General features: G+C 70.8%; 22 protein-coding genes. 12 read left to right on the forward strand and 10 right to left on the reverse strand.

The genetic code is table 11. The annotated features are described in order from the left end of the window. The first annotated feature begins 124 nt into the window (after positions 1-124). Entirely contained in the window at positions 125-1,579 is a 1,455-nt protein-coding gene (locus AC067Z_RS03085) for an NCS2 family permease (protein ID WP_478787678.1), read from the forward strand. A 10-nt stretch (positions 1,580-1,589) separates the two neighbouring features. Here the strand turns inward: AC067Z_RS03085 and AC067Z_RS03090 are convergent, their stop codons facing one another. Next, the gene (locus tag AC067Z_RS03090) at positions 1,590-1,772 is read right to left on the reverse strand and encodes a ribbon-helix-helix protein, CopG family (protein WP_478787679.1); all 183 of its coding nucleotides are present in this window, start codon (positions 1,770-1,772) and stop codon (positions 1,590-1,592) included. A gap of 143 nt (positions 1,773-1,915) precedes the next feature. Here AC067Z_RS03090 and AC067Z_RS03095 point away from each other — a divergent pair, with 143 nt between their 5' ends. From AC067Z_RS03095 to thpR, 3 genes are all read left to right on the forward strand, one after another. Further along, on the forward strand, positions 1,916-2,362 hold the full coding sequence (locus AC067Z_RS03095; protein ID WP_478787680.1) for a MarR family winged helix-turn-helix transcriptional regulator: 447 nt from the start codon (positions 1,916-1,918) through the stop codon (positions 2,360-2,362). A gap of 26 nt (positions 2,363-2,388) precedes the next feature. Beyond that, positions 2,389-3,729, forward strand: coding sequence for an MFS transporter (locus AC067Z_RS03100; RefSeq protein ID WP_478787681.1), 1,341 nt, complete (start codon positions 2,389-2,391; stop codon positions 3,727-3,729). A 299-nt stretch (positions 3,730-4,028) separates the two neighbouring features. Then, complete coding sequence (gene thpR / locus AC067Z_RS03105; RefSeq protein ID WP_478787682.1) at positions 4,029-4,598, forward strand: RNA 2',3'-cyclic phosphodiesterase; 570 nt, start codon at positions 4,029-4,031, stop codon at positions 4,596-4,598. A gap of 132 nt (positions 4,599-4,730) precedes the next feature. Here thpR and AC067Z_RS03110 read toward each other — a convergent pair whose 3' ends face one another. The 4 genes from AC067Z_RS03110 to AC067Z_RS03125 form a co-directional block, all read right to left on the reverse strand. Then, the gene (locus AC067Z_RS03110) at positions 4,731-5,720 is read right to left on the reverse strand and encodes an aldo/keto reductase (protein ID WP_478787683.1); all 990 of its coding nucleotides are present in this window, start codon (positions 5,718-5,720) and stop codon (positions 4,731-4,733) included. 229 nt (positions 5,721-5,949) lie between these two features. Then, a complete protein-coding gene (locus AC067Z_RS03115; RefSeq protein ID WP_478787684.1) occupies positions 5,950-6,864 on the reverse strand; it encodes an FG-GAP and VCBS repeat-containing protein in 915 nt (304 codons plus the stop codon). A gap of 22 nt (positions 6,865-6,886) precedes the next feature. Next, positions 6,887-7,201, reverse strand: a complete 315-nt coding sequence (locus AC067Z_RS03120; protein ID WP_478787685.1) for an integrin alpha — start codon at positions 7,199-7,201, stop codon at positions 6,887-6,889. 221 nt (positions 7,202-7,422) lie between these two features. Next, positions 7,423-7,950, reverse strand: a complete 528-nt coding sequence (locus AC067Z_RS03125; RefSeq protein ID WP_478787686.1) for a MarR family winged helix-turn-helix transcriptional regulator — start codon at positions 7,948-7,950, stop codon at positions 7,423-7,425. Between the two features lie 21 nt (positions 7,951-7,971). On the opposite strand from AC067Z_RS03125, the gene AC067Z_RS03130 reads away from it, so the two are divergent. Further along, positions 7,972-8,493: a carboxymuconolactone decarboxylase family protein gene (locus AC067Z_RS03130; RefSeq protein ID WP_478788040.1), complete on the forward strand. Its 522-nt coding sequence runs from the start codon at positions 7,972-7,974 to the stop codon at positions 8,491-8,493. Positions 8,494-8,548: 55 nt separating this feature from the next. After that, positions 8,549-9,703, forward strand: a complete 1,155-nt coding sequence (locus tag AC067Z_RS03135; protein ID WP_478787687.1) for a serine hydrolase domain-containing protein — start codon at positions 8,549-8,551, stop codon at positions 9,701-9,703. 16 nt (positions 9,704-9,719) lie between these two features. Here AC067Z_RS03135 and AC067Z_RS03140 read toward each other — a convergent pair whose 3' ends face one another. After that, the gene (locus AC067Z_RS03140; RefSeq protein ID WP_478787688.1) at positions 9,720-10,706 is read right to left on the reverse strand and encodes an aldo/keto reductase; all 987 of its coding nucleotides are present in this window, start codon (positions 10,704-10,706) and stop codon (positions 9,720-9,722) included. A 225-nt stretch (positions 10,707-10,931) separates the two neighbouring features. Here AC067Z_RS03140 and AC067Z_RS03145 point away from each other — a divergent pair, with 225 nt between their 5' ends. Next, the gene (locus AC067Z_RS03145; protein WP_478787689.1) at positions 10,932-11,390 is read left to right on the forward strand and encodes a hypothetical protein; all 459 of its coding nucleotides are present in this window, start codon (positions 10,932-10,934) and stop codon (positions 11,388-11,390) included. 157 nt (positions 11,391-11,547) lie between these two features. Beyond that, positions 11,548-11,964 (forward strand): acyl-CoA thioesterase, encoded by a 417-nt coding sequence (locus AC067Z_RS03150; RefSeq protein WP_478787690.1) that lies wholly within the window; start codon positions 11,548-11,550, stop codon positions 11,962-11,964. 55 nt (positions 11,965-12,019) lie between these two features. Here the strand turns inward: AC067Z_RS03150 and AC067Z_RS03155 are convergent, their stop codons facing one another. Continuing rightward, complete coding sequence (locus tag AC067Z_RS03155) at positions 12,020-12,718, reverse strand: GDSL-type esterase/lipase family protein (RefSeq protein ID WP_478787691.1); 699 nt, start codon at positions 12,716-12,718, stop codon at positions 12,020-12,022. A gap of 93 nt (positions 12,719-12,811) precedes the next feature. On the opposite strand from AC067Z_RS03155, the gene AC067Z_RS03160 reads away from it, so the two are divergent. Next, positions 12,812-13,519, forward strand: coding sequence for an N-acyl homoserine lactonase family protein (locus AC067Z_RS03160; RefSeq protein ID WP_478787692.1), 708 nt, complete (start codon positions 12,812-12,814; stop codon positions 13,517-13,519). An 82-nt stretch (positions 13,520-13,601) separates the two neighbouring features. Continuing rightward, a complete protein-coding gene (locus tag AC067Z_RS03165; RefSeq protein ID WP_478787693.1) occupies positions 13,602-14,576 on the forward strand; it encodes a WD40 repeat domain-containing protein in 975 nt (324 codons plus the stop codon). Between the two features lie 3 nt (positions 14,577-14,579). Here AC067Z_RS03165 and AC067Z_RS03170 read toward each other — a convergent pair whose 3' ends face one another. Then, positions 14,580-15,347 (reverse strand): TetR/AcrR family transcriptional regulator, encoded by a 768-nt coding sequence (locus AC067Z_RS03170; protein ID WP_478787694.1) that lies wholly within the window; start codon positions 15,345-15,347, stop codon positions 14,580-14,582. Positions 15,348-15,443: 96 nt separating this feature from the next. Between AC067Z_RS03170 and AC067Z_RS03175 the strand changes: the two genes are divergently transcribed. Both AC067Z_RS03175 and AC067Z_RS03180 read left to right on the forward strand, forming a co-directional pair. Continuing rightward, positions 15,444-16,415: an ATP-binding cassette domain-containing protein gene (locus AC067Z_RS03175; protein WP_478787695.1), complete on the forward strand. Its 972-nt coding sequence runs from the start codon at positions 15,444-15,446 to the stop codon at positions 16,413-16,415. Beyond that, positions 16,412-17,254, forward strand: a complete 843-nt coding sequence (locus AC067Z_RS03180; RefSeq protein ID WP_478787696.1) for an ABC transporter permease — start codon at positions 16,412-16,414, stop codon at positions 17,252-17,254. Before AC067Z_RS03175 ends, AC067Z_RS03180 begins: the two co-directional genes overlap by 4 nt. 140 nt (positions 17,255-17,394) lie before the next feature. Here the strand turns inward: AC067Z_RS03180 and serC are convergent, their stop codons facing one another. Further along, complete coding sequence (gene serC / locus AC067Z_RS03185; protein ID WP_478787697.1) at positions 17,395-18,513, reverse strand: phosphoserine transaminase; 1,119 nt, start codon at positions 18,511-18,513, stop codon at positions 17,395-17,397. A gap of 120 nt (positions 18,514-18,633) precedes the next feature. Next, on the reverse strand, positions 18,634-19,188 hold the full coding sequence (locus AC067Z_RS03190) for a GTP-binding protein (RefSeq protein ID WP_478787698.1): 555 nt from the start codon (positions 19,186-19,188) through the stop codon (positions 18,634-18,636). Positions 19,189-19,323 lie beyond the last annotated feature (135 nt).

Genomic DNA, 19,323 nt, shown 5'->3' on the forward strand with positions numbered 1-19,323 from the left:
GGGGTCTACGCGCGGAGATACCGATCTTTCATTTATATGTTCATACTGAACGAGTTTGCGTCCGACCGGTTTCGTTCGTATGAATCTCCAGGGAACCGGCAAGAAATCAGCCACGAGGTCCTGCATGTCCACCACGGCCACCGCCAAGGTCGATTCCCCCGGCCTGCCGCCCGCGCCCCAGCAGCCCACCGGCAGCCTGGACCGCTTCTTCAAGATCTCGGAACGTGGCTCCACAGTCGCCCGCGAGGTCCGGGGCGGTTTCGCCACCTTCTTCGCGATGGCCTACATCCTCGTGCTGAACCCGATCATCCTCGGCAGCGCCAAGGACATGTACGGGCACCAGCTCGACGGCGGGCAGCTCGTCACCGCCACCGTGGTCACCGCTGCCTTCTCCACACTCCTCATGGGAGTCATCGGCAACGTCCCGATCGCGCTGGCGGCCGGACTCGGCGTGAACACCGTCGTCGCCCTCCAGCTCGCCCCCAAGATGTCCTGGGCGGACGCGATGGGCATGGTCGTGCTGGCAGGTGTCGTGGTGATGCTGCTGGTGGCCACGGGGCTGCGGGAACGTGTGATGAACGCGGTGCCGCTCGGTCTGCGCAAAGCCATCGCGATCGGTATCGGCCTGTTCATCATGCTCATCGGCCTGGTCGACTCGGGTTTCGTCACCCGTATCCCCGACGCCGCGCACACCACCGTCCCGCTGCAGCTGGGCACCGGCGGTCATCTGCTCGGCTGGCCGGTCCTCGTCTTCGCCCTCGGCACGCTGCTCACGCTTGCGCTGATCATCCGCAAGGTGCCGGGCGCGATCCTCATCTCGATCGTCGTGATGACGGCCGCGGCGATGGTCATCCACGCCGTGGCGGACGTCGAGTCGTGGGGTCTGACCACGCCCGAGTGGCCCGGCAATCCGGTCTCGACGCCCGACTTCGGCCTGATCGGCCAGGTCAGTCTGTTCGGCGGCTTCGGGAAGGTCGGCCTGCTGACGGGTGTGCTGTTCGTCTTCACCGTGCTGCTGTCGTGCTTCTTCGACGCGATGGGCACGATCCTCGCCGTCGGTGACGAGGCGAAGCTCATGGACAAGGACGGCAACTACCCGGGCATCAACAAGGTGCTGGTCGTCGACGGCCTCGCCGTCGCCGCGGGCGGTGCCACCTCGTGCTCCGCCAACACCTGCTTCGTGGAGTCCACGGCGGGCGTCGGCGAGGGTGCCCGTACGGGCCTGTCGTCGGTCGTCGCCGGTGCGCTGTTCTCGGTCGCGCTGTTCCTCACGCCGCTCGCCACGATGGTCCCGTCCCAGGCGGCGACCCCGGCTCTGGTGGCCGTCGGTTTCCTGATCCTCGCCGGTTCGGTGAAGGACATCGACTGGAGCGACTACACGATCGCCGCCCCGGCGTTCCTGGCCATCGTGATGATGCCGTTCACGTACTCGATCACCCATGGCATCGGTATCGGCTTCATCGCCTTCAGCGCGCTGCGGCTGGCCGCCGGGCGGGGCCGTGAGGTGCCTGCCGCGATGTACGTCGTGTCGGTGGTGTTCGTCTTCTTCTACGCGATGCCGGCTCTCGGTCTCACCTGATCAGGGCCGATCACGGAACGCCGTAGAACTTCTCCGTCTCCTCGACGGCCACCTTGAAGCGCTCGTCGAAGTCGTCGCGAATGAGCGTCCGGACCACATAGTCCTGGACGCTCATTTGTCGTCTGGCGGCATGCTGCCTGAGCCGGTCGAGCAGCTCACCGTCCATCCGAAGGCTGAGCACTGTCGATCCCATGCCACTCAGGGTCGCGGTGCGCCCACCGCCCGCGCGTCACTTTCTGGTTCCGCCTCACTCGTATGAGTGATACATCGATCCCGCCCGTGACGGAATCGGATACGACTGGTCTTTAGGCAGGGTAATGAGTTACGCTAAGAAACATGCCTGACCTGTCCCACGGCACTGACGCCGACGTCGCCGCCGTGAACTCCCTGCGCTCGGCCGTCATGCGGCTGGGCCGGCGCCTGAAACACCAGCGCGTCGACGAATCGCTGAGCCCGACCGAGATGTCCGTGCTCGGCACGCTCGCCCGTTGCGGTTCCGCCACCCCCGGTGAGCTGGCCCGCAAGGAGCATGTGCAGCCGCCGTCGATGACCCGCATCGTGGCGCTGTTGGAGGCCAAGGGGCTCGTCCGGCTGGAGCCGCACCCCGACGACCGCCGGCAGAAGGTGGTCAGCCAGACCGAGCAGGCCGAGGCCATGCTCGAAGAGAGCCGCCGCAAGCGGAACGCCTGGCTGGCCACGCTCGCCGACGGCCTGGACGAGGACGAGTGGGCCAAGCTGCGCGCAGCCGCCCCCGTGCTGGAGAAGCTCGCCCACCTGCCGTAACCGCCGACGCCGAGGAGGCGACCCGATTGAGTACGGGATCCGGAGCAGACTCCGCCCCCGCACCGACCGCCACCGACACCCCGCCCACCCGCAAGCAGACCATGTTCAGCTCGCTGAAGATCCGTAACTACCGGCTCTTCGCGACCGGACAGGTGGTCTCCAACACCGGCACCTGGATGCAGCGCATCGCCCAGGACTGGCTGGTACTGAGCCTGACCGGATCCGCGTCCGCCGTCGGCATCACCATCGCGCTGCAGTTCCTTCCCATGCTTCTGTTCGGCCTGTACGGCGGGGTTCTCGCGGACCGGATGCCCAAGCGGCAGCTGCTCCTCGTCACCCAGTCCGCGATGGGCCTCACCGGACTGGCGCTCGCCGCGCTCACCCTCAGCGGCCACGTCCAGGTCTGGCACGTGTACCTCACGGCGTTCCTCCTCGGACTCGTCACCGTCATCGACAACCCGGCACGCCAGTCGTTCGTCGCCGAGATGGTCGGCCCGGACCAGCTGGCCAACGCGGTCTCGCTGAACTCCGCGAACTTCCAGTCCGCACGGCTCGTCGGCCCCGCCGTCGCCGGTGTCCTGATCACCGCCGTCGGCAGCGGCTACGCCTTCCTGCTCAACGGACTGTCCTTCCTCGCACCCATCGCCGGACTGCTGATGATGCGCGCGACCGAACTCCACAAGGTGGAGCGCGCGCCGCGCGGCAAGGGCCAGCTGCGGGAAGGTCTGCGTTACGTGGCCGGACGGCCCGAGCTGATCTGGCCGATCGTGCTCGTCGGCTTCATCGGCACGTTCGGCTTCAACTTCCCGATCTGGCTCGCCGCCTTCGTCGACGACATCTACCACGCCGACGCCGGCACGTACGGCCTGCTCAACACCCTGCTGGCGGCCGGCTCGCTGACCGGCGCCCTGCTCGCGGCCCGGCGCGGCGCCTCCCGGCTGCGGACGCTGGTCGGCGCGGCGGCGCTGTTCGGCGTGCTGGAGGTCGTCACGGCCTTCGCCCCGACGTTCTGGATCTTCGCGGCGATGATGGTCCCGATCGGGATGTTCGGCCTCACCGTCAACGTCACGGCGAACTCCAGCGTCCAGATGGCGACGGATCCGCTGATGCGGGGCCGGGTGATGAGCCTGTTCATGATGGTCTTCACCGGCGGCACCCCGCTGGGCGCCCCGCTCGTGGGCTGGGTCACCGACACGTACGGCCCGCGGGTCGGCTTCGCGGCAGGCGGCGCGGTGGCCGCGGTCGCGGCGGCCGGGGTGGGCGTGATGCTGGCGCGAGTCGGCGGGCTGCGGCTGTCGGTCGGCTGGCACGGTGGGCACCCGCGGGTGCGGTTCGTACCGCGGGAGGGGCTGGTGACGGCGGCGTAGCGCACCGCTGCCTGTCCCCTCCCCGCCCTTTCCCGTAATCGGGCTCCGCCCGGGCCCGTGACCGGGCTCCGCCCCCGTGCCCGGCACCGCGCTCCGCGCGGTGTTTCGGGGGCTCTGCCCCGGACCCCCGCGCCTCAATCGTCGGCGGGGCTTGAACGGACCCCCGCGCCTCAATCGCCGGCGGGGCTTGAGTTGCAGGCAACGTCAGGGGGAGATCGAGGACACCGCGCGGAGCGCGGTACGGGTCCGGGGCCTGGCACCGGTTACGGGAAAGGGCGGGGAGGGGAGAGACTCGGCTCATGAGACTCTTCGCCGCCGTCCTTCCCCCGCCCCCCGCCGTCGGTGAACTCGCCCTCGCCGTCGAGCGGTTGCAGGGACTCCCCGGAGCTGACGGGCTCCGCTGGACCGGGCAGGCCGGGTGGCACTTCACCCTCGCCTTCATGGGGGAGGTCGACGACACCCTCGTCCCCGAGCTGCACGAGCGGCTCGGCCGGGCCGCGCACCGGAGCGAGGCGTTCCCGCTGCGGCTGCACCAGGGCGGGCGGTTCGGGCGGCGGGCGCTGTGGATCGGGGCGGCGGGCGGGATCGAGGGCATGCGGATGCTCGCCGAGCGGGCCGACGCCGCCGCGCGGCGCTCCGGGGTCGACATGGAGGAGCACCGCCGCTACCAGGCGCACCTCACCATCGCCCGTGCCCGCGAGGACACGGACCTGCGCCCGTACGTCGAGGCCCTCGACGGTTTCGAGGGCACGCCCTGGCAGGTCGGGGAGCTCGCCCTCGTCCGCAGCAACCTGCCGGTGAGCGGGGTACGCGGCGAGCAGCCCCGGTACGAGGTGGTCGGTTCCTGGCCGCTGCAGGCCACGGGTTAACCTCGACGGGTGAATCCCAAGACCCGCAACCAGATCATGGCCGCTGTCCTGGTGCTGCTGTTCCTCGTCATCGCCGTGGCGGCCGTGGCAGGCCAGTAGCCCGCCACCGCCCCACCGGTCGTACCACCAGGATCACCAGGCGAATGCCTCCGGCGACGGCCCCGGTCCCGGGAAGATCTCGTCCAGTGACGTGAGCACATCCTCGGACAGCTCCAGTTCGACCGCCCGCAGCGCCGACTCCAACTGCTCGGTGGTGCGCGGGCCGACGATCGGTCCCGTCACCCCCGGCCGGGTCAGCAACCAGGCCAGAGCCGCCTCGCCGGGCTCCAGGCCGTGCTTGTCGAGCAGGTCCTCGTACGCCTGGACCTGCGCCCGGACAGCCGTGCTGGCGAGCGCGTCGGCGCTGCGGCCGGTCGCGCGGCGCGAGCCCTCGTTCTCCTTCTTGATCACGCCGCCGAGCAGTCCGCCGTGCAGCGGCGACCAGGGGATGACGCCCAGGCCGTACTCCTGCGCGGCCGGGATGACCTCCATCTCGGCGCGCCGCTCCGCGAGGTTGTACAGGCATTGCTCGCTGACCAGCCCGTACGAGCCGAGCCTGCGCGCGGTCTCGTTGGTCTGGGCGATCTTCCAGCCGGGGAAGTTCGACGAGCCCGCGTAGAGGATCTTGCCCTGCTGGATCAGGACGTCGATCGCCTGCCAGATCTCCTCGACCGGCGTGCGCCGGTCGATGTGGTGGAACTGGTAGAGATCGATGTGGTCGGTCTGCAGCCGCTGGAGCGAGGCGTCCACGGCGCGGCGGATGTTGAGGGCGGAGAGCTTGTCGTGGTTGGGCCAGGGGTCGCCGTCGGTGGCCATGTTCCCGTAGACCTTGGTGGCGAGGACGACCTTGTCGCGACGGCCCGCGTCCCCGGCGAACCAGTTGCCGATGATCTCCTCGGTGCGGCCCTTGTTCTCGCCCCAGCCGTAGACGTTGGCCGTGTCGAAGAAATTGACGCCCGCGTCGAGGGCGGCGTCCATGATCGTGTGGCTGGTGGCCTCATCGGTCTGGGGCCCGAAGTTCATCGTCCCGAGGGCGAGTCGGCTGACCTTGAGTCCGGTGCGTCCGAGCTGCGTGTACTCCATGGCGCCCAAGCCAACGCCTTCGAGCGTGCTCGAAGCAAGGGTGACGGGCCGGTCACAGCACGCGCCGGCCGGTCTCCACGTCCGCGCAGTACAGCTCGGACCATGTGCCGTCGTCGGTCCTCGACCGGCAGGTCACCTCGGGAGTTGCGTGTCGCGGGGGCCCGACGACGAGGACCGCCCCCTCCGCCCCGGTGCCGGAGCGTAGGAGGCGACGCAGCACTCCCGGGGTCTACGGCGCGAGTTCGCTCGTCCACTCGGGGAAGCTGTCCGGGGTGATGCCGGTGTCGCCGGCTCTCAGGTAGTGACCCGACGGCTTCAGCCCCGACGCGCTTCCGGGGAGGAACCAGAGAGCTCCCTCGTAGCGGAACTCGCCCGGGGCGCCGGCCAGCAGATCGGCCTTGCCGTCCCCGGTCATGTCCACGAGGCGGACCGTCTGCCCGAAGGTGTCGCCGTCCCCGGCCGCGCCCGGAACACCCGAGGTGTCCTGGCTGATCGCGTAAGCCCCGGTGCCGTCCGGACCTGTCGTACGCCCCGGGATGACGAACACGGCCCCTGCTGTCCCCTTGCCGCTCACCGTCCTGCCGGGTGCGCCGACGGCGATGTCGTCGATGCCGTCGCCGTTGATGTCACCCACGGCCACGTCCTTGCCGAACACGTCGTGCTCGCCCGGGGATCCCGGCACGCCAGGGCTGTCCTGGTGGAGGATCCGCGGCGCGGCATCGGCGTCGATGCCGCTCGCGCTGCCGAACCAGATGGCGATCTGGCCGCCGCGGTGGATCGTGAGGTCGTCACCGGCGTAGCTGGACGGTGCGCCTGCCACCAGGTCGTCGAAGCCGTCGTTGTTCACGTCGCCCAGGGCGGCGTTCGTCGCGTCGTGGCGGAGCGGCCGCGGCACGCCCGAAGAGTCGCCAGGGTTGACGAAGACCGCGCCACCCCTGACGGCGGGGATCAGCACGTGGTCCGCCCTGCGGTCGCCGTTCAGGTCACCGGAGGCTGCGCCGATGACGGAGGCGGTGCCGTTCTGCGGGCGGACCGAGGCCGGCTTGCCCGTCCTGGTGAACGGGCCGACCAGTGCGGCTCCTGTCCCGTTGCCCGCGATCAGCAGTTCGGGGCGGGTGTAGGCGCCGCCGCCGGTGCCGGCCATGTCGATGCCCAGCCATGCGTGACTAGTCGTGGGCCTCGGCGGTGCCGGGGAGGCCCGGCGAGTCCTGGTGCAGGATGGCGCGCCGGGCGCCGGACAGTCCGTTCGCCGAGCCGTACAGCACGACCACGGCGCCGGCGTCCGTCTTGGAGCCGACCTCGGCGAACGGCGCGCCGACGACGAGGTCGGCGTATCCGTCGCCGTTGAAGTCCGCCTGCGTGCCGGTGGGCAGCGCCTGGGGCACGGCGGCGGCCGCCGGCCCGGCGGTGGCGGACAGCAGGCCGCCGGCGAGTGCGGCGACGAGTACACCGGTCGTGACGAGGCGGTGTGGCGGTGGCATCGGGACCCTCCTGAGCCTGGCGAACGGTGAGTTCGAGCGCGCGTCGAGCGGGCGCAGATCGCTCGCGTGGAGACCGAACGCGCGGAGATCACGTGCGTTCGACAGCCAGATCGTCGGGGGAGGTGCCGGGTTGGAGGGGTGAGGCGTTCCGTTACGGCAAGGTGATCTTCGGGCGGACGGAGGGGGAACGGGGCGGGCGGAACGGGTGCCACGCCGTGTGATCACGCGCCGCCCAGCCAGCCCGCCGCGTCCAGGCGGAAGCTCTCGGGTGGGGTCACCGTGCGCAGATCCGCCTCCAGTTCGCGCAGCCGCTGCGGTCCGATGGCCCGCGCCCACTGGGCCCTCAGCTCGTCGAAGACCGTCGCCGAGCGGGTCAGGGCGTCGAGGCCGTGCGCGGTGAGCCGGATCAGTTTGCGGCGGGCGTCGGCGGGATCTTCGGTGCGTTCCGCGTAGCCGAGGGCGATGAGGCGGTCGACGGTCTTGCCCGCCGCCTGCTTGGAGACGCCGAGCCGGCGGCCGATGTCGCTGGCGGTCGCGCCTGCCGGGCCGATCGCCTGCATGGCGAAGCCGTGCGCGGGGCGTACGTCGGGGTGACCCTGTTCGGCCAGTTCGGCGTGCAGTTTGTCGATCAGCGACCGGAATCCGGCGAAGAGCAGCAGGGGCAGCTCATAGCCGGGTGCGTCCGGAAGTGCCTTGCGGACTTCGACAACCTGGTTTACGTTTTTGGGGTCGTCAACCATGTTGTCCATTGTAGGAGCTGCCCCGTGACCGTGTTCGTCGAGCACACCCTGGAATCCGCCCCGCAGGCGTCCCGATCCGCCATGGAGACCGCGGCCCGCCGCCTCGGGCATCTGCCGCCCGCCGTGGCGCGGCTGGCCACCTCGCCGCATCTGCTGGACGGCTTCCTGAAGCTGAGCGCCGCCTTCGAGCGGACCACTCTCGACCCGCTCGCGCGCGAGACCGTCGTCCTGACCGTCTCGGCGCGCAACGACTGCGGGATCTGTATCGCTATGCACAGCGCCGCCCTGCGCAGGCTCGGCGCGGACGAGGAACTGATCGCCGCCCTGTGCGAGCAGCGGACGCTCCCGGACGAAAGGCTGGAGGGCGTACGGCGGTTCACGCTGGAGGTGTTCCGTACGGCCGGCGGGGTCGGCGACGACGAGCTGCACGCATTCCTCGCCCACGGCTTCACCGCGCAGAACGCGCTGGAGGTGGTCATGGGCATCGGCGCGTACACGATGTCGACGTTCGCCAACCGCCTGACACACACGTCGGGGAATCCCCGGCGATGAGTTCGCGGCGCGGCGTGGGTCCCCCCTCCGACCGACACTTGAGAGGGTGGGCCCCATGGCCGAGCTGCGCGACACGCTGGAGACGCACGTCAGCAAGGGCTCCGTGCCGGGAGCCGTGGGCCTGATCGCCCGCGGCGACCGGGTCGAGGTGGCCACTGTCGGATCCGTGGACACCGAGGGCACCTTCCCGATGGCCAGGGACACCATTTTCCGGGTTGCCTCGATCACCAAACCCGTCGTGGCCGCCGCCGTGATGATGCTGATCGACGAGGGCCGGCTCCGGCTGGACGACCCGGTCGGTGAGTGGCTGCCGGAGCTGGCGTCACCACGCGTCGTCCGCACGCCGTCGAGCCCGGTCGACGACGTCGTCCCGGCGGTCCGGCCGATCACCGTCGAGCATCTGCTCGGCTCCCGCGCCGGGCACGGGTTCCCGTCCGACTTCTCGCTGCCCGCCGTCGCGCCCCTGGTCAGCGAGCTCCGGCAGGGGCCGCCGCAGCCGCTGAACGTGCCCGCGCCGGACGAGTGGATGGCGAGGCTGTCCCGTATCCCGCTGCTGCACCAGCCCGGTGAGGGCTGGCTGTACAACCTGAGCTCCGACATTCAGGGCGTGCTGATCGCCAGGGTCACGGGCACGTCGCTGCCCGAGTTCCTGGCCGAGCGGATCTTCGAGCCGCTCGGCATGGTGGACACCGCCTTCTGGGTCCCCGCCGAGAAGCTCGACCGGTTCACCGGCTACTACCGGACCGACCCCGAGGGCGGCGGTCTCGAACTGCTCGACGCCGCCGGCGGGCAGTGGAGCAGCCCGCCGCCGTTCCCCTCCGGTGCGGGCGGGCTGGTCTCCACCGTCGACGACTGGCTCGCCTTCGGCCGGATGCTCCTCGCCGAGGGCACGGCGGGCGGCCGCAGGCTGCTCGCGCCCGACTCGGTGCGGCGGATGACCACCAATCATCTGACCCGGCCCGAGCGGAAGTCGGCCGGGCTGTTCCTGGAGGGGATGGGCTGGGGCTACGGCGGCGCGGTGGACGTCGAAGCCGTCGAACCGTGGAGCATACCGGGCCGCTACGGCTGGGTCGGCGGCACCGGAACGGCGGCGCACATCACGCCCTCCACCCGCAGCGTGACGCTCGTGTACAGCCAGCTGCAGATGGGCGGGCCCAGCTTCCCCGAGCTGATGAGGGACTTCTGGCGGTACGCGGCCGACGCGAGATGATCCGGCCCGGCGACCCTCAGTGCACGGTGTCCAGCCGTGCCCGCTGGTCCTCCGTCAGCTCAAGGTCCACCGCCGCCAGGTTCTCCTCCAGCTGTGCGACCGACGAGGCCCCCGTGAGCGGGATCACCGGCAGCCGGCCGCCCATCTGCCAGGCCAGCACGACCTGGTTGACGCTCGCCCCCGTCTCGGCGGCGATCTCACGCAGCACCGCGAGCCGGGCGGGCGTGCCAGGGTGGTCGTAGTCCGACGGGACGGGCTTGTCGGGGCGGGTGTACGCGCCGGTCAGCAGCGGGGAGTAGGCGACCAGCGTGAGCCCGGGCTCGGCCCGCAGATAGCCGATCAGCTCGGGCCCGGCGTGGCCGAGGCTGCCGTCCTCGAAGAGCGGGCTCGGCACGTCGAAGCGCGGGCGCAGATGGCTGTGCTGGTACTGCAGCACCTCGTAGCCGGGCAGCCCGGCCGCGGCCGCGAGGGCGCGGGCGCGTTCGACGCGCCAGATCGCGTGGTTGCTGACGCCGAGCAGTCCGACGGTCCCCTCCGCCGTCAACTCGCCGAACGCCTCGACGGTTTCGCGCAGTGGCACGGTCCGGTCCTCGATGTGCGCGTAGAGCAGATCGAGCCGGTCCACCCCGAGGCGTTCCCTGCTGCGCTCGGCGGCCTCCCGGATCGCCTTGGCCGACAGCCCCTCCGGGTTGTCGACGAATCCCGTGCCCGGCGCGAGCGGCTCGGCGCCCAGCTTGGTGGCGATGACGATCTCGTCGCCGACACCACGGCTGCGGCGCCACTTCCCGAGCAGCCGCTCGCTCTGTCCGCCGAGGCCGCCGTCTACCCAGTACGCGTAGTTGTCGGAGGTGTCGATGAACGTGCCACCGGCCTCGACGTAGCGGTCCAGCAGGGCGAACGACGTTTTCTCGTCGGTCACCGAGCCGAACAGCATGGCGCCGAGCGCGAGGACGCTCACCTCGCGGCGGGTGGCCGGGTCGGTTCCGATGGTGCGGTACTTCATGGCTGTCCCCTCCGGGTCGTCCGGCCCGTGGAGTCCGGGCCATGAGGGGGAGTGTGGTTGTTGAAGTGCGCTTCAACACAAGGGCCGGAAAGGGGCGATGGGGAGGACGGGTTTCGGCCGTTGTGTGTGAGCCGGGTGGTACGGGTCTTCCAATCTTGAGGTGTGCATGCCGCAATAGCGGACGTCCGACCAGCCCGTGACCCCCACACGAAGGCGGATCCCCCCATGAAGTACTCAACCGTCACAGCCCTCACCCTCGGAGTGCTCGCCGCAGGCACGCTCGCGATGGCGCCCGTCGCCCATGCGGTGACACCCGAGACGGCAACGTTGTCATTCGACTGCGGCTCGTTCGGCTCCGGTACGGCGACGCTCAAGGCCACGCAGGACGGCACGGCCGCCACCATCGACGTCTCCACGGAGGCCATCACCGCCCCCATCCCGATCGGGGCCAACTCGGCCCGGTCCACGCTCACTCTGACGAAGAACGGCTCCGGCACGACGACGTTCACCGGCAACGCCAACCCGGCGATACCCGCAGGCGGCGCGGTCTCCACCGGCCCGCTGGACGGCACGGTCGCTGCGGGCGACAGCCTGGAGGCGGCGTCCCTGACCGTCGTGGTGTTCGGCGTCACGGCCGAGTGCACGGCGACCTCCCCGCAGAACCCGGGGCCGTTCGTCTTCTGACGGCGCTCCTGCGCCACGGCCCTACGGCCTCCCCGGGTCGACGAGGCCCCGGCCCCCTCCGCAGGCGAGGGGGCCGGGGCCTTCCGGCGGGTGGGCCGCCGCCCTGCCGCGACGCGGGCACAGGAATGCCGCATCGGCGCGCGCTGTTGCGACGTTCATGACCTTCTTTGTGGATGTGACGGTGCGTGGCTACGAACTCGACACACAGGGGCACCTGAATCAGGCCGTCTATCTGCAGTACGCCGAGCACGCGCGATGGGAGCTGCTGCGCGCCGCCGGACTGTCGCAGGAAAAGCTGCTCGCCAGTGGCGTGGGACCGGTCGCGCTGGAAGTGACACTGAAGTTCGTGCGGGAGTTGCGCGGCGGTGAACGGGTGCGGGTGACCTGCCGGTTCGACTACGGCCAGGGCAAGACGTTCAGGGTGGTGCAGCAGATCCTCAAGGAGGACGGCACGGTTGCCGCGGAGGTCAGCGGCGTGGCCGGGATGCTCGATCTGACGACGCGACGGCTGATCGCCGACCCGGAGGGACATCTCGCCGCGCTGGCCGACAGGCCGGAACTGCTCAGCGGCTGAGCGAAGCCCCGCCGGCCGGTCCGCCCGCCGGGTGCATCGAGCCGCTTCCGCCAGGTCAGCCGGCCTGGGCGGTGAGCGCCGCGCGATAGGGGGCGCCGAGGCCCCACGCCTGGTGCATCGCGTCCGCGAAGGTCCCCGCGAGTTTGTGCTCGCCCGTCGGGCCAGGGTGGGTGCCGTCGTACGTGTCCGTGTGGATGTCGTACGCGCGCGGCCGGGACGCCAGCAGGATCGGGGACGCCGCCGTGTCCAGGTCCGCGACCGCCTTGGCCAGCAGCTCGTTGAACCGGGCGCATTCGGCGGCGAAGGGCGCGTCGGACTCGGCGCGGATATTGGGGATGACGGGGAGCAGGACCATCCGCACGTGCGGGTTGGCCGCGCGGGCCTGGCCGATGAACTCCCTTGCGTTCACGGCTGTTTGGACGGCGTCGGTGTAGAAGCCGAGGTCTATCAGGCCGAGGGAGATCAGGAGGACGTCGGCCTGTTCGGCGTCGACCGTCCCGCGGATCACCGGGGCCATGTGCAGCCAGCCCTCGCCCCAGCCCGCGAGATGGCGGCGGGCCGCCGCCGGGAAGGCGGGGTCGGCGTACTCGGTGGACATGGGGGCGTTCGTGTCGGTGTCGTACAGCCCGGTGCGCGGGCCGACGATCTCGTACGGCATGCCGAGGGATGCGAGGTGCTGCCACATCCGGTAGCGCCAGCTGTAGTCGCCGGCGCGTCCGATGGTCATGGAGTCGCCGACGAACATGAAGCGCATGGGCGACATCATCGCCGAACCCGTCAGTAACACGGCAGTGATCGTCGATGTGAGGCTGGACACGGCCGGGGGCCCGCCGGGCAGGATGGCCCGATGGCGACGGAGACAGTGGTGCACCGACTGGACCTCGGGTACTTCGTGCGGCCGGCGGAGGAGGCGGGCGGGCCGCATCCGCGGGTCGAGCCGGTACTCGCGTATCTGGTTCGCAGGGAAGGGGAGTTGATCCTCTTCGACACGGGGATCGGCTCGGGCGACGCCGAGGCGGAGGCGCACTACCGGCCGCGCCGCCGCCCGCTCGCGGAGGCGCTGAGGGGCGTCGGGGTCCGGCCGGGCGACGTGAGCCTGGTCGTCAACTGCCACCTGCACTTCGATCACTGCGGCGGCAATCCGCTGCTGCGCGGGGTGCCCGCCCTGGTGCAGGGCGTCGAGCTGGCCACCGCCCGGCGCGGCGACTACACGATCGACGCGCTGGTCGACTTCCCCGGCGTCCGGTACGAGGAGGTGGACGGGGAGGCGGAGATCCGGCCCGGGCTCTGGATCGTGCCCACTCCCGGCCACACCGAGGGGCATCAGTCGCTGGTGGTGGAGCGCCCCGGTGGCGCGCTGGTGCTGGCGGGGCAGGCGTACGACACGGCCGCCGGTTTCGGCGCGGGCATGCTCGCCCTCAGGGCCGCGCTCGACGGGGTGGCGCCGCCGCTGCCTCCCCGTCCGGCCTGGGTGGAGCGGCTGGCCGGTTTTGCACCGAGCCGGGTGCTGTTCGCGCACGACAACGCGGTGTGGGAGCCCTCGCAGGGCGAGTGAAGGCGAGTCGTGTACGCCGATGCCGGCATGGCCGGTATCCCCGTACACGACCCCGTGTCGGCGGAGGTGGCAGTCTTGGGGCATGCGTTCGCTTCCCTACGTCACCGGCCTCGCCGCCGCCCTCGTGCTGGCTGTCGCCGTGCCCGCAGCCGCCGACGACGAGTCCGCGTTCACGATCAAGGATCCGCGGGTCACCGAGTCCAGCGGGCTCGCGGCGAGCCGGGCGCACCCGGGGATCTACTGGACGCACAACGACCAGGACCAGCCGCGGATCTTCGCGGTCGACTCGGAGACCGGCGAGACCGTGGCGACGATCACGTTGCAGGGTGTCGGTGAGCCGAGGGACATGGAGGCGATCTCGGTCGGGGCCGACGGGAACATCTACGTCGGCGACATCGGCGACAACCTCGACGGCGGCTGGGACCACGTCTGGATCTACCGTCTCCCCGAGCCGCGGCAGTTGCGGGACCAGACCGTGCGCGCCACGCAGTTCACGGTGAAGTACGCGGACGGGCCGCGCAACGCCGAGGCGATGATGGTGCATCCGAAGACCGGCCGGGTCTACATCGCCTCGAAGAACGAGGACGGCGGCGGGCTCTACGAGGGCCCCGCGACGCTCAGCGCGTCCGGGACGAACACCTTCCGCCGGATCGGCGAGGTGCCGTGGGTGACGGACGGCGCGTTCTCGCCGGACGGCAAGGAACTGGTGCTGCGTTCGTACTTCAGCGCCCGCGGCTACGAGTGGAAGAACGGTCGCCTCGGCGCCGACCACCGGGTGCGCGCCCCCATCCAGGGGCAGGCGGAGTCGGTGACGTACACGCCGGACGGCAAGGCGCTGATGTTCGGCACGGAGGGTGAACAGAGCCCGGTCGAACGGGTGGAGGTCGAGTCCCGTTCGGGCGACGACGCCGAGGGCTCGGGCGGCAGCAGTACCGGGGACGCGGCGGGCGACGGTGCCCTCGACGGCACGTCGGGCATGACGACGTACGGCCTGCTGGTCCTCGGCGGCGGGGCGGTGCTGGTGCTGGCGCTGCGGCGGCTGACGCGCCGCCGTTAGGGCCTAGCGGGCGGCCGAACGCTGGGCCACCAGCGTCTCGAAGCCGTCGATCAGGCGGGCGAGGCCGAAGCCGAAATGGTCGAAGTCGGGGGCGAACGCGTCCTCCGACAGGGCGGCGAGGCGGGGGTAGTCGCCGGTCGCCATCGCCCGCTCCAGGAACGGTTCCTGGCTCTTCCAGAAGTCCTCGTTGCTCTGGCCGGTCTGCTGCGCGGCCTCGGCCGTCTCCTGTTCCATGCGGGCGATGCCGCCCGCGAAGGCCGTCACCGCGATGATCACCGAGATCAGCTCGGGGTCGCGCAGCCCCATGCCCCCGAGGGCCTGCAGCGACGTCTCCAGTCCGCGTACGGCGCTGGGGCCGAGGACCGTCCGGGACTGGTTGACCTTGAGCAGCCAGGGGTGGGCGCGGTAGAGCGCGAGGTGCGCGCGGGCCATGGCGTCCACCGCGGCGCGCCAGTCGGGGGAGTCGGCGGGCTCGGGGGCGTGGGCCTCCAGGGGTTCGCCCGTGACGCGGTCGAGCATGAGGTCGAGCAGTTCGGCCTTGCCGGGGACGTACCGGTAGAGCGACATCGTGCCGGTGCCCAGCTCCGTGGAGAGACGGCGCATCGAGACGGCGGCCAGGCCCTCGGCGTCGGCGACCTCGACGGCGGCCGTCACGATCCGGTCGAGGGTGAGGCCCGGTTTGGGGCCGCGCGAGGGACGCTCGCCGGTGCCCCACAGGAGTTCGAGGCTGCGCGAGACGTCGCCGCTGCCGCTCGTGTCGGTCGTCGTCATGGCCTCACCCTAAGCCCGCGAACAGAAACTGAGTACGGTGTACTCTCTTGCGGGTACACTGTACCCAGTTAGCCGTTCGCGAGGGGTGGAGGAAACATGACCGCGGCCGAACACGCCGTAGTGGCCGAAGGGATCGAGAAGCGGTACGGGGACAAGCGCGCGCTCGCGGGCTTCGACCTCTCCGTCCGCAAGGGCACCGTGCACGGCCTGCTCGGGCCCAACGGCGCCGGGAAGACCACCGCTGTCCGCGTCCTCGCGACGCTGCTGCGGTTCGACGCCGGCCGGGCGGAGGTGGCCGGCACCGATGTCGCACGCGACCCGCGGCAGGTGCGCCGCCGTATCGGACTCACCGGCCAGTACGCCGCCGTGGACGAGGTCCTGACGGGCCGGCAGAACCTGGAGATGTTCGGCCGCCTCTTCCACCTCGGCAACAGGCGAGCCGCACGCCGCGCCACCGAACTGCTCGAGCAGTTCGACCTGGTGGAGGCGGGCGACAAGGGCGTCGGCAAGTACAGCGGCGGCATGCGGCGCCGGCTGGACCTCGCCGCGTCCATGATCCTGGCGCCCGAGGTGCTGTTCCTCGACGAGCCGACCACGGGACTCGACCCGCGCTCGCGCGGCGAGGTGTGGGAGGCGGTACGGCGGCTGGTCGCGGAAGGCACCACCGTGCTGCTCACCACCCAGTACCTGGAGGAGGCGGACAAGCTCGCCTCCCGTATCACCGTCATCGACCAGGGACGGGCCATCGCCGACGACACCCCCGACGGGCTGAAGAACCGCGTCGGCGGCGACCGCATCGAGGTCGTCGCACGCGACGCCGCGGACCTGCCCGCCGTCGCCAAGACCCTCGCGCGCGTCTGCGGCGACGCCGAGCCGACGACGGACGACCTCGAACGGCGGGTGCACGCTCCGGTGACCGACCGGGTCGCCGCGCTCACCGAGGTGGCGCGCACGCTTCAGGACGAAGGGATCACGGTGGAGGACATCGGACTGCGCAGGCCGAGCCTCGACGACGTCTTCCTGCGCCTGACCGGCCACGGCACCGGCGACCTGGAGGAGGCGGCATGACCACGCTCGACACCCTGGACACCGTGGACCTGAAGGCACCCGAGACGCACGGGCGCGCCTACTGGGCGGTCGTCGACTGCTGGAACGTCGTACGGCGCGGGCTCACCTACTACCAGCGCCAGCCCATCCTCATCGCCTGGCAGCTCGGCTTCCCGATCGTCTCCGTACTGCTCTACGGGTATGTCTTCGGCGGCGCGATGAAGTCGCCCGACGGGGGCAGCGTCACCGACTTCCTGATGCCCGGGATGTTCGCGATGACCATGGCCTTCGGCTTCATGAACACCGCGATCGCGGTCGTCACCGACGCCTCCAAGGGGGTGATCGACCGGTTCCGCTCGATGCCGATGGCGCCCTCCGCCGTCGTCACCGGCCGCGGCGTCAACGACCTCATCGTGGCCTGCGCCGAGCTCACGATCCTGGCGGCCACCGCCTTCGCGATGGGCTGGCGCTCGGACGGGAACGTCGGGGAGACCCTGGGCGCGTTCGCGCTGCTGCTGCTCCTGCGGTTCTGCCTGATCTGGGTCGGCATCCTGCTCGGCCTGATCGTGCCGACCCCGGAGGCGGCGGGCGGCCTCTACGCGGTGGCGTTCCCGCTCACCATGATCTCCAGCGTCTTCGTCCCGCCGTCGACGATGCCGGACTGGCTCGGCACGATCGCGGCGTGGAACCCGATCTCGTCCACGGCCGCGGCGGCCCGTGAACTGTTCGGCAACCCGGTCGCGAGTGACGGCAGCTGGGTCCAGGAGAACGCGCTGCTGATGGCGGTCGTGTGGCCGGTCGTGATCACGGCCGTCTTCCTGCCGCTGGCGGTCCGGCGCTTCCAGCGGCTCAGTCGCTGACGGTCCCTGTCCGGTGCTCGCCGGCCTTCGGCAGCTCGGCCACGTCGAGCTCGACCTCGGCCCCGATGCGTGAGTGATCAACGGCTCGGGGCGCCGACCACCTGGTCGGCGCCCCGAGCCTCTCGCCGTACGGTTCGCCGCTACAGCTTCTCGATGACGTAGTCGATGCAGGCGGTCAGCGCCTGGACGTCCGCCGGGTCGATCGCCGGGAACATCGCCACGCGCAGCTGGTTGCGGCCCAGCTTGCGGTATGGCTCGGTGTCCACGATGCCGTTCGCGCGCAGCGCCTTGGCGACCGCCGACGCGTCGATCTCGTCCGCGAAGTCGATCGTGCCGATGACCTGCGAGCGCTTCTCCGCGTCCACCACGAACGGGGTCGCGTACTTCGACGCCTCGGCCCAGCCGTAGAGCGTGCGGGAGGAGGCGGCCGTGCGCCCGGTCGACCAGTCGAGGCCACCTTGGCCGTTGATCCACTTCAGCTGCTCGTTCAGCAGGAACAGCGTGGACAGGGCCGGGGTGTTGTACGTCTGGTTCTTCAGCGAGTTGTCGATCGCCGTCGGGAGCGAGAAGAACTCGGGGACGTGGCGGCCCGAGCCGTGGATGCGCGCGGCGCGCTCCAGGGCGGCGGGGGAGAAGACGCCGATCCAGAGGCCACCGTCGGAGGCGAAGGACTTCTGCGGGGCGAAGTAGTAGACGTCCGTCTCGGCGATGTCGACCGGCAGGCCGCCCGCGCCGGAGGTGGCGTCCACGAGGACGAGCGCGCCCTCGTCAGCGCCGGCGACCCGCTTGATCGGAGCCGCGACACCCGTCGAGGTCTCGTTGTGGGTGAAGGCGTAGACGTCGACGCCCGCCTCCGCCTGCGGGTCCGGGTGCGTGCCCGGGTCGGAGGAGATCACCGACGGCTCGGCCAGCCACGGCGCCAGCTTCGCGGCCTTCGCGAACTTGGAGGAGAACTCGCCGAACGACAGGTGCTGGGACTTGTTCTCGATCAGCCCGTGGGTCGCGATGTCCCAGAAGGCGGTGGAGCCGCCGTTGCCCAGGATCACCTCGTAACCCTCGGGCAGGGAGAACAGGTCGCGCACGCCGTCGCGGACCTCGCCGACCAGGTTCTTGACCGGGGCCTGGCGGTGGGAGGTGCCGAGGAGGGAGGTGCCGGTGGCGGCCAGGGCGTCCAGCGCCTCCGTACGCACCTTGGAGGGGCCCGCGCCGAAACGGCCGTCGGCGGGCTTGATGTCAGCGGGAATCTGGATATCAGCCACGAGCCGGAGCGTAGTCGCTCCGGCGGCCGGGCGGGGACGCGGTCCGGACGGTGAGACGGGCCTCATCGCCCCCTGAGCTGCGGGATCGGGCCGTACTGCCGCGCCGCGGAGGTACCCGGGTCAGGTGACACTGCCGGCGGCCGGGGCGTTCAGATGGTCCATGAGGGCGATCAGCACGAACTTGCTGGAGGAGTGGTCGCGGGCGTCGAACTCGACCATCGGCACCCCGGCCCCGAGCGCCAGCTCGCCGCGGATCTCGTCCTCCGAGCGGAACGGTCCGCCGAAGTCGTTGACGGCGACGATGAACGGCGTGCCGTGCCGCTCCAGCCGCTCGATCGCGAACCGGGCCTCGTCGAGGGCGCGTGTGTCGACCAGGACGACCGCGCCGATGGTGCCGTCCAGCAGCCGGTCCCACAGAAAGCGGAATCGTTCCTGTCCGGGGGTGCCGAACAGATAGAGGACGCTGTGCTCGTCGATGGTGATGCGGCCGAAGTCGAGCGCGACGGTCGTCGCGGTCTTGCCGGCGGCCGGAGCGAGCACCGGCTCGCTCATGATCTCCTCCGTGTGCAGCGGGCGGATCTCGCTGACGGAACGGACCATCGTCGTACGGCCGGAGCCGAAACCGCCGACCACGACGATCTTCATCGCGCCGAGGGCTTCCCCTGCGGGGGTCATCGCTGCTCGTCGGTGACGGTCATCGAGTGGTGCCTTCCGGGGGTGCGGTGGGCGCAACTGGAGCCGCTGCTTCCTGATCAAGTGGTGGTCACTATAGGGGTGTTCCACGGTGTTCCGCAGGTGTGACGAGTGGCC

The sequence above is a fragment of the Streptomyces sp. NPDC043812 genome (assembly GCF_056436245.1).

Excerpts from the sequence above, each read along its gene's own strand:
- AC067Z_RS03085 (WP_478787678.1), top strand. The coding sequence starts at position 125 with ATGTCCACCACGGCCACCGCCAAGGTCGATTCCCCCGGCCTGCCGCCC.
- AC067Z_RS03090 (WP_478787679.1), bottom strand. The coding sequence starts at position 1,772 with ATGGGATCGACAGTGCTCAGCCTTCGGATGGACGGTGAGCTGCTCGAC.
- AC067Z_RS03095 (WP_478787680.1), top strand. The coding sequence starts at position 1,916 with ATGCCTGACCTGTCCCACGGCACTGACGCCGACGTCGCCGCCGTGAAC.
- thpR (WP_478787682.1), top strand. The coding sequence starts at position 4,029 with ATGAGACTCTTCGCCGCCGTCCTTCCCCCGCCCCCCGCCGTCGGTGAA.
- AC067Z_RS03110 (WP_478787683.1), bottom strand. The coding sequence starts at position 5,720 with ATGGAGTACACGCAGCTCGGACGCACCGGACTCAAGGTCAGCCGACTC.
- AC067Z_RS03115 (WP_478787684.1), bottom strand. The coding sequence starts at position 6,864 with ATGGCCGGCACCGGCGGCGGCGCCTACACCCGCCCCGAACTGCTGATC.
- AC067Z_RS03120 (WP_478787685.1), bottom strand. The coding sequence starts at position 7,201 with ATGCCACCGCCACACCGCCTCGTCACGACCGGTGTACTCGTCGCCGCA.
- AC067Z_RS03125 (WP_478787686.1), bottom strand. The coding sequence starts at position 7,950 with ATGGACAACATGGTTGACGACCCCAAAAACGTAAACCAGGTTGTCGAA.
- AC067Z_RS03135 (WP_478787687.1), top strand. The coding sequence starts at position 8,549 with ATGGCCGAGCTGCGCGACACGCTGGAGACGCACGTCAGCAAGGGCTCC.
- AC067Z_RS03140 (WP_478787688.1), bottom strand. The coding sequence starts at position 10,706 with ATGAAGTACCGCACCATCGGAACCGACCCGGCCACCCGCCGCGAGGTG.
- AC067Z_RS03145 (WP_478787689.1), top strand. The coding sequence starts at position 10,932 with ATGAAGTACTCAACCGTCACAGCCCTCACCCTCGGAGTGCTCGCCGCA.
- AC067Z_RS03150 (WP_478787690.1), top strand. The coding sequence starts at position 11,548 with ATGACCTTCTTTGTGGATGTGACGGTGCGTGGCTACGAACTCGACACA.
- AC067Z_RS03155 (WP_478787691.1), bottom strand. The coding sequence starts at position 12,718 with ATGCGCTTCATGTTCGTCGGCGACTCCATGACCATCGGACGCGCCGGC.
- AC067Z_RS03160 (WP_478787692.1), top strand. The coding sequence starts at position 12,812 with ATGGCGACGGAGACAGTGGTGCACCGACTGGACCTCGGGTACTTCGTG.
- AC067Z_RS03165 (WP_478787693.1), top strand. The coding sequence starts at position 13,602 with ATGCGTTCGCTTCCCTACGTCACCGGCCTCGCCGCCGCCCTCGTGCTG.
- AC067Z_RS03170 (WP_478787694.1), bottom strand. The coding sequence starts at position 15,347 with ATGACGACGACCGACACGAGCGGCAGCGGCGACGTCTCGCGCAGCCTC.
- AC067Z_RS03175 (WP_478787695.1), top strand. The coding sequence starts at position 15,444 with ATGACCGCGGCCGAACACGCCGTAGTGGCCGAAGGGATCGAGAAGCGG.
- AC067Z_RS03180 (WP_478787696.1), top strand. The coding sequence starts at position 16,412 with ATGACCACGCTCGACACCCTGGACACCGTGGACCTGAAGGCACCCGAG.
- AC067Z_RS03190 (WP_478787698.1), bottom strand. The coding sequence starts at position 19,188 with ATGACCCCCGCAGGGGAAGCCCTCGGCGCGATGAAGATCGTCGTGGTC.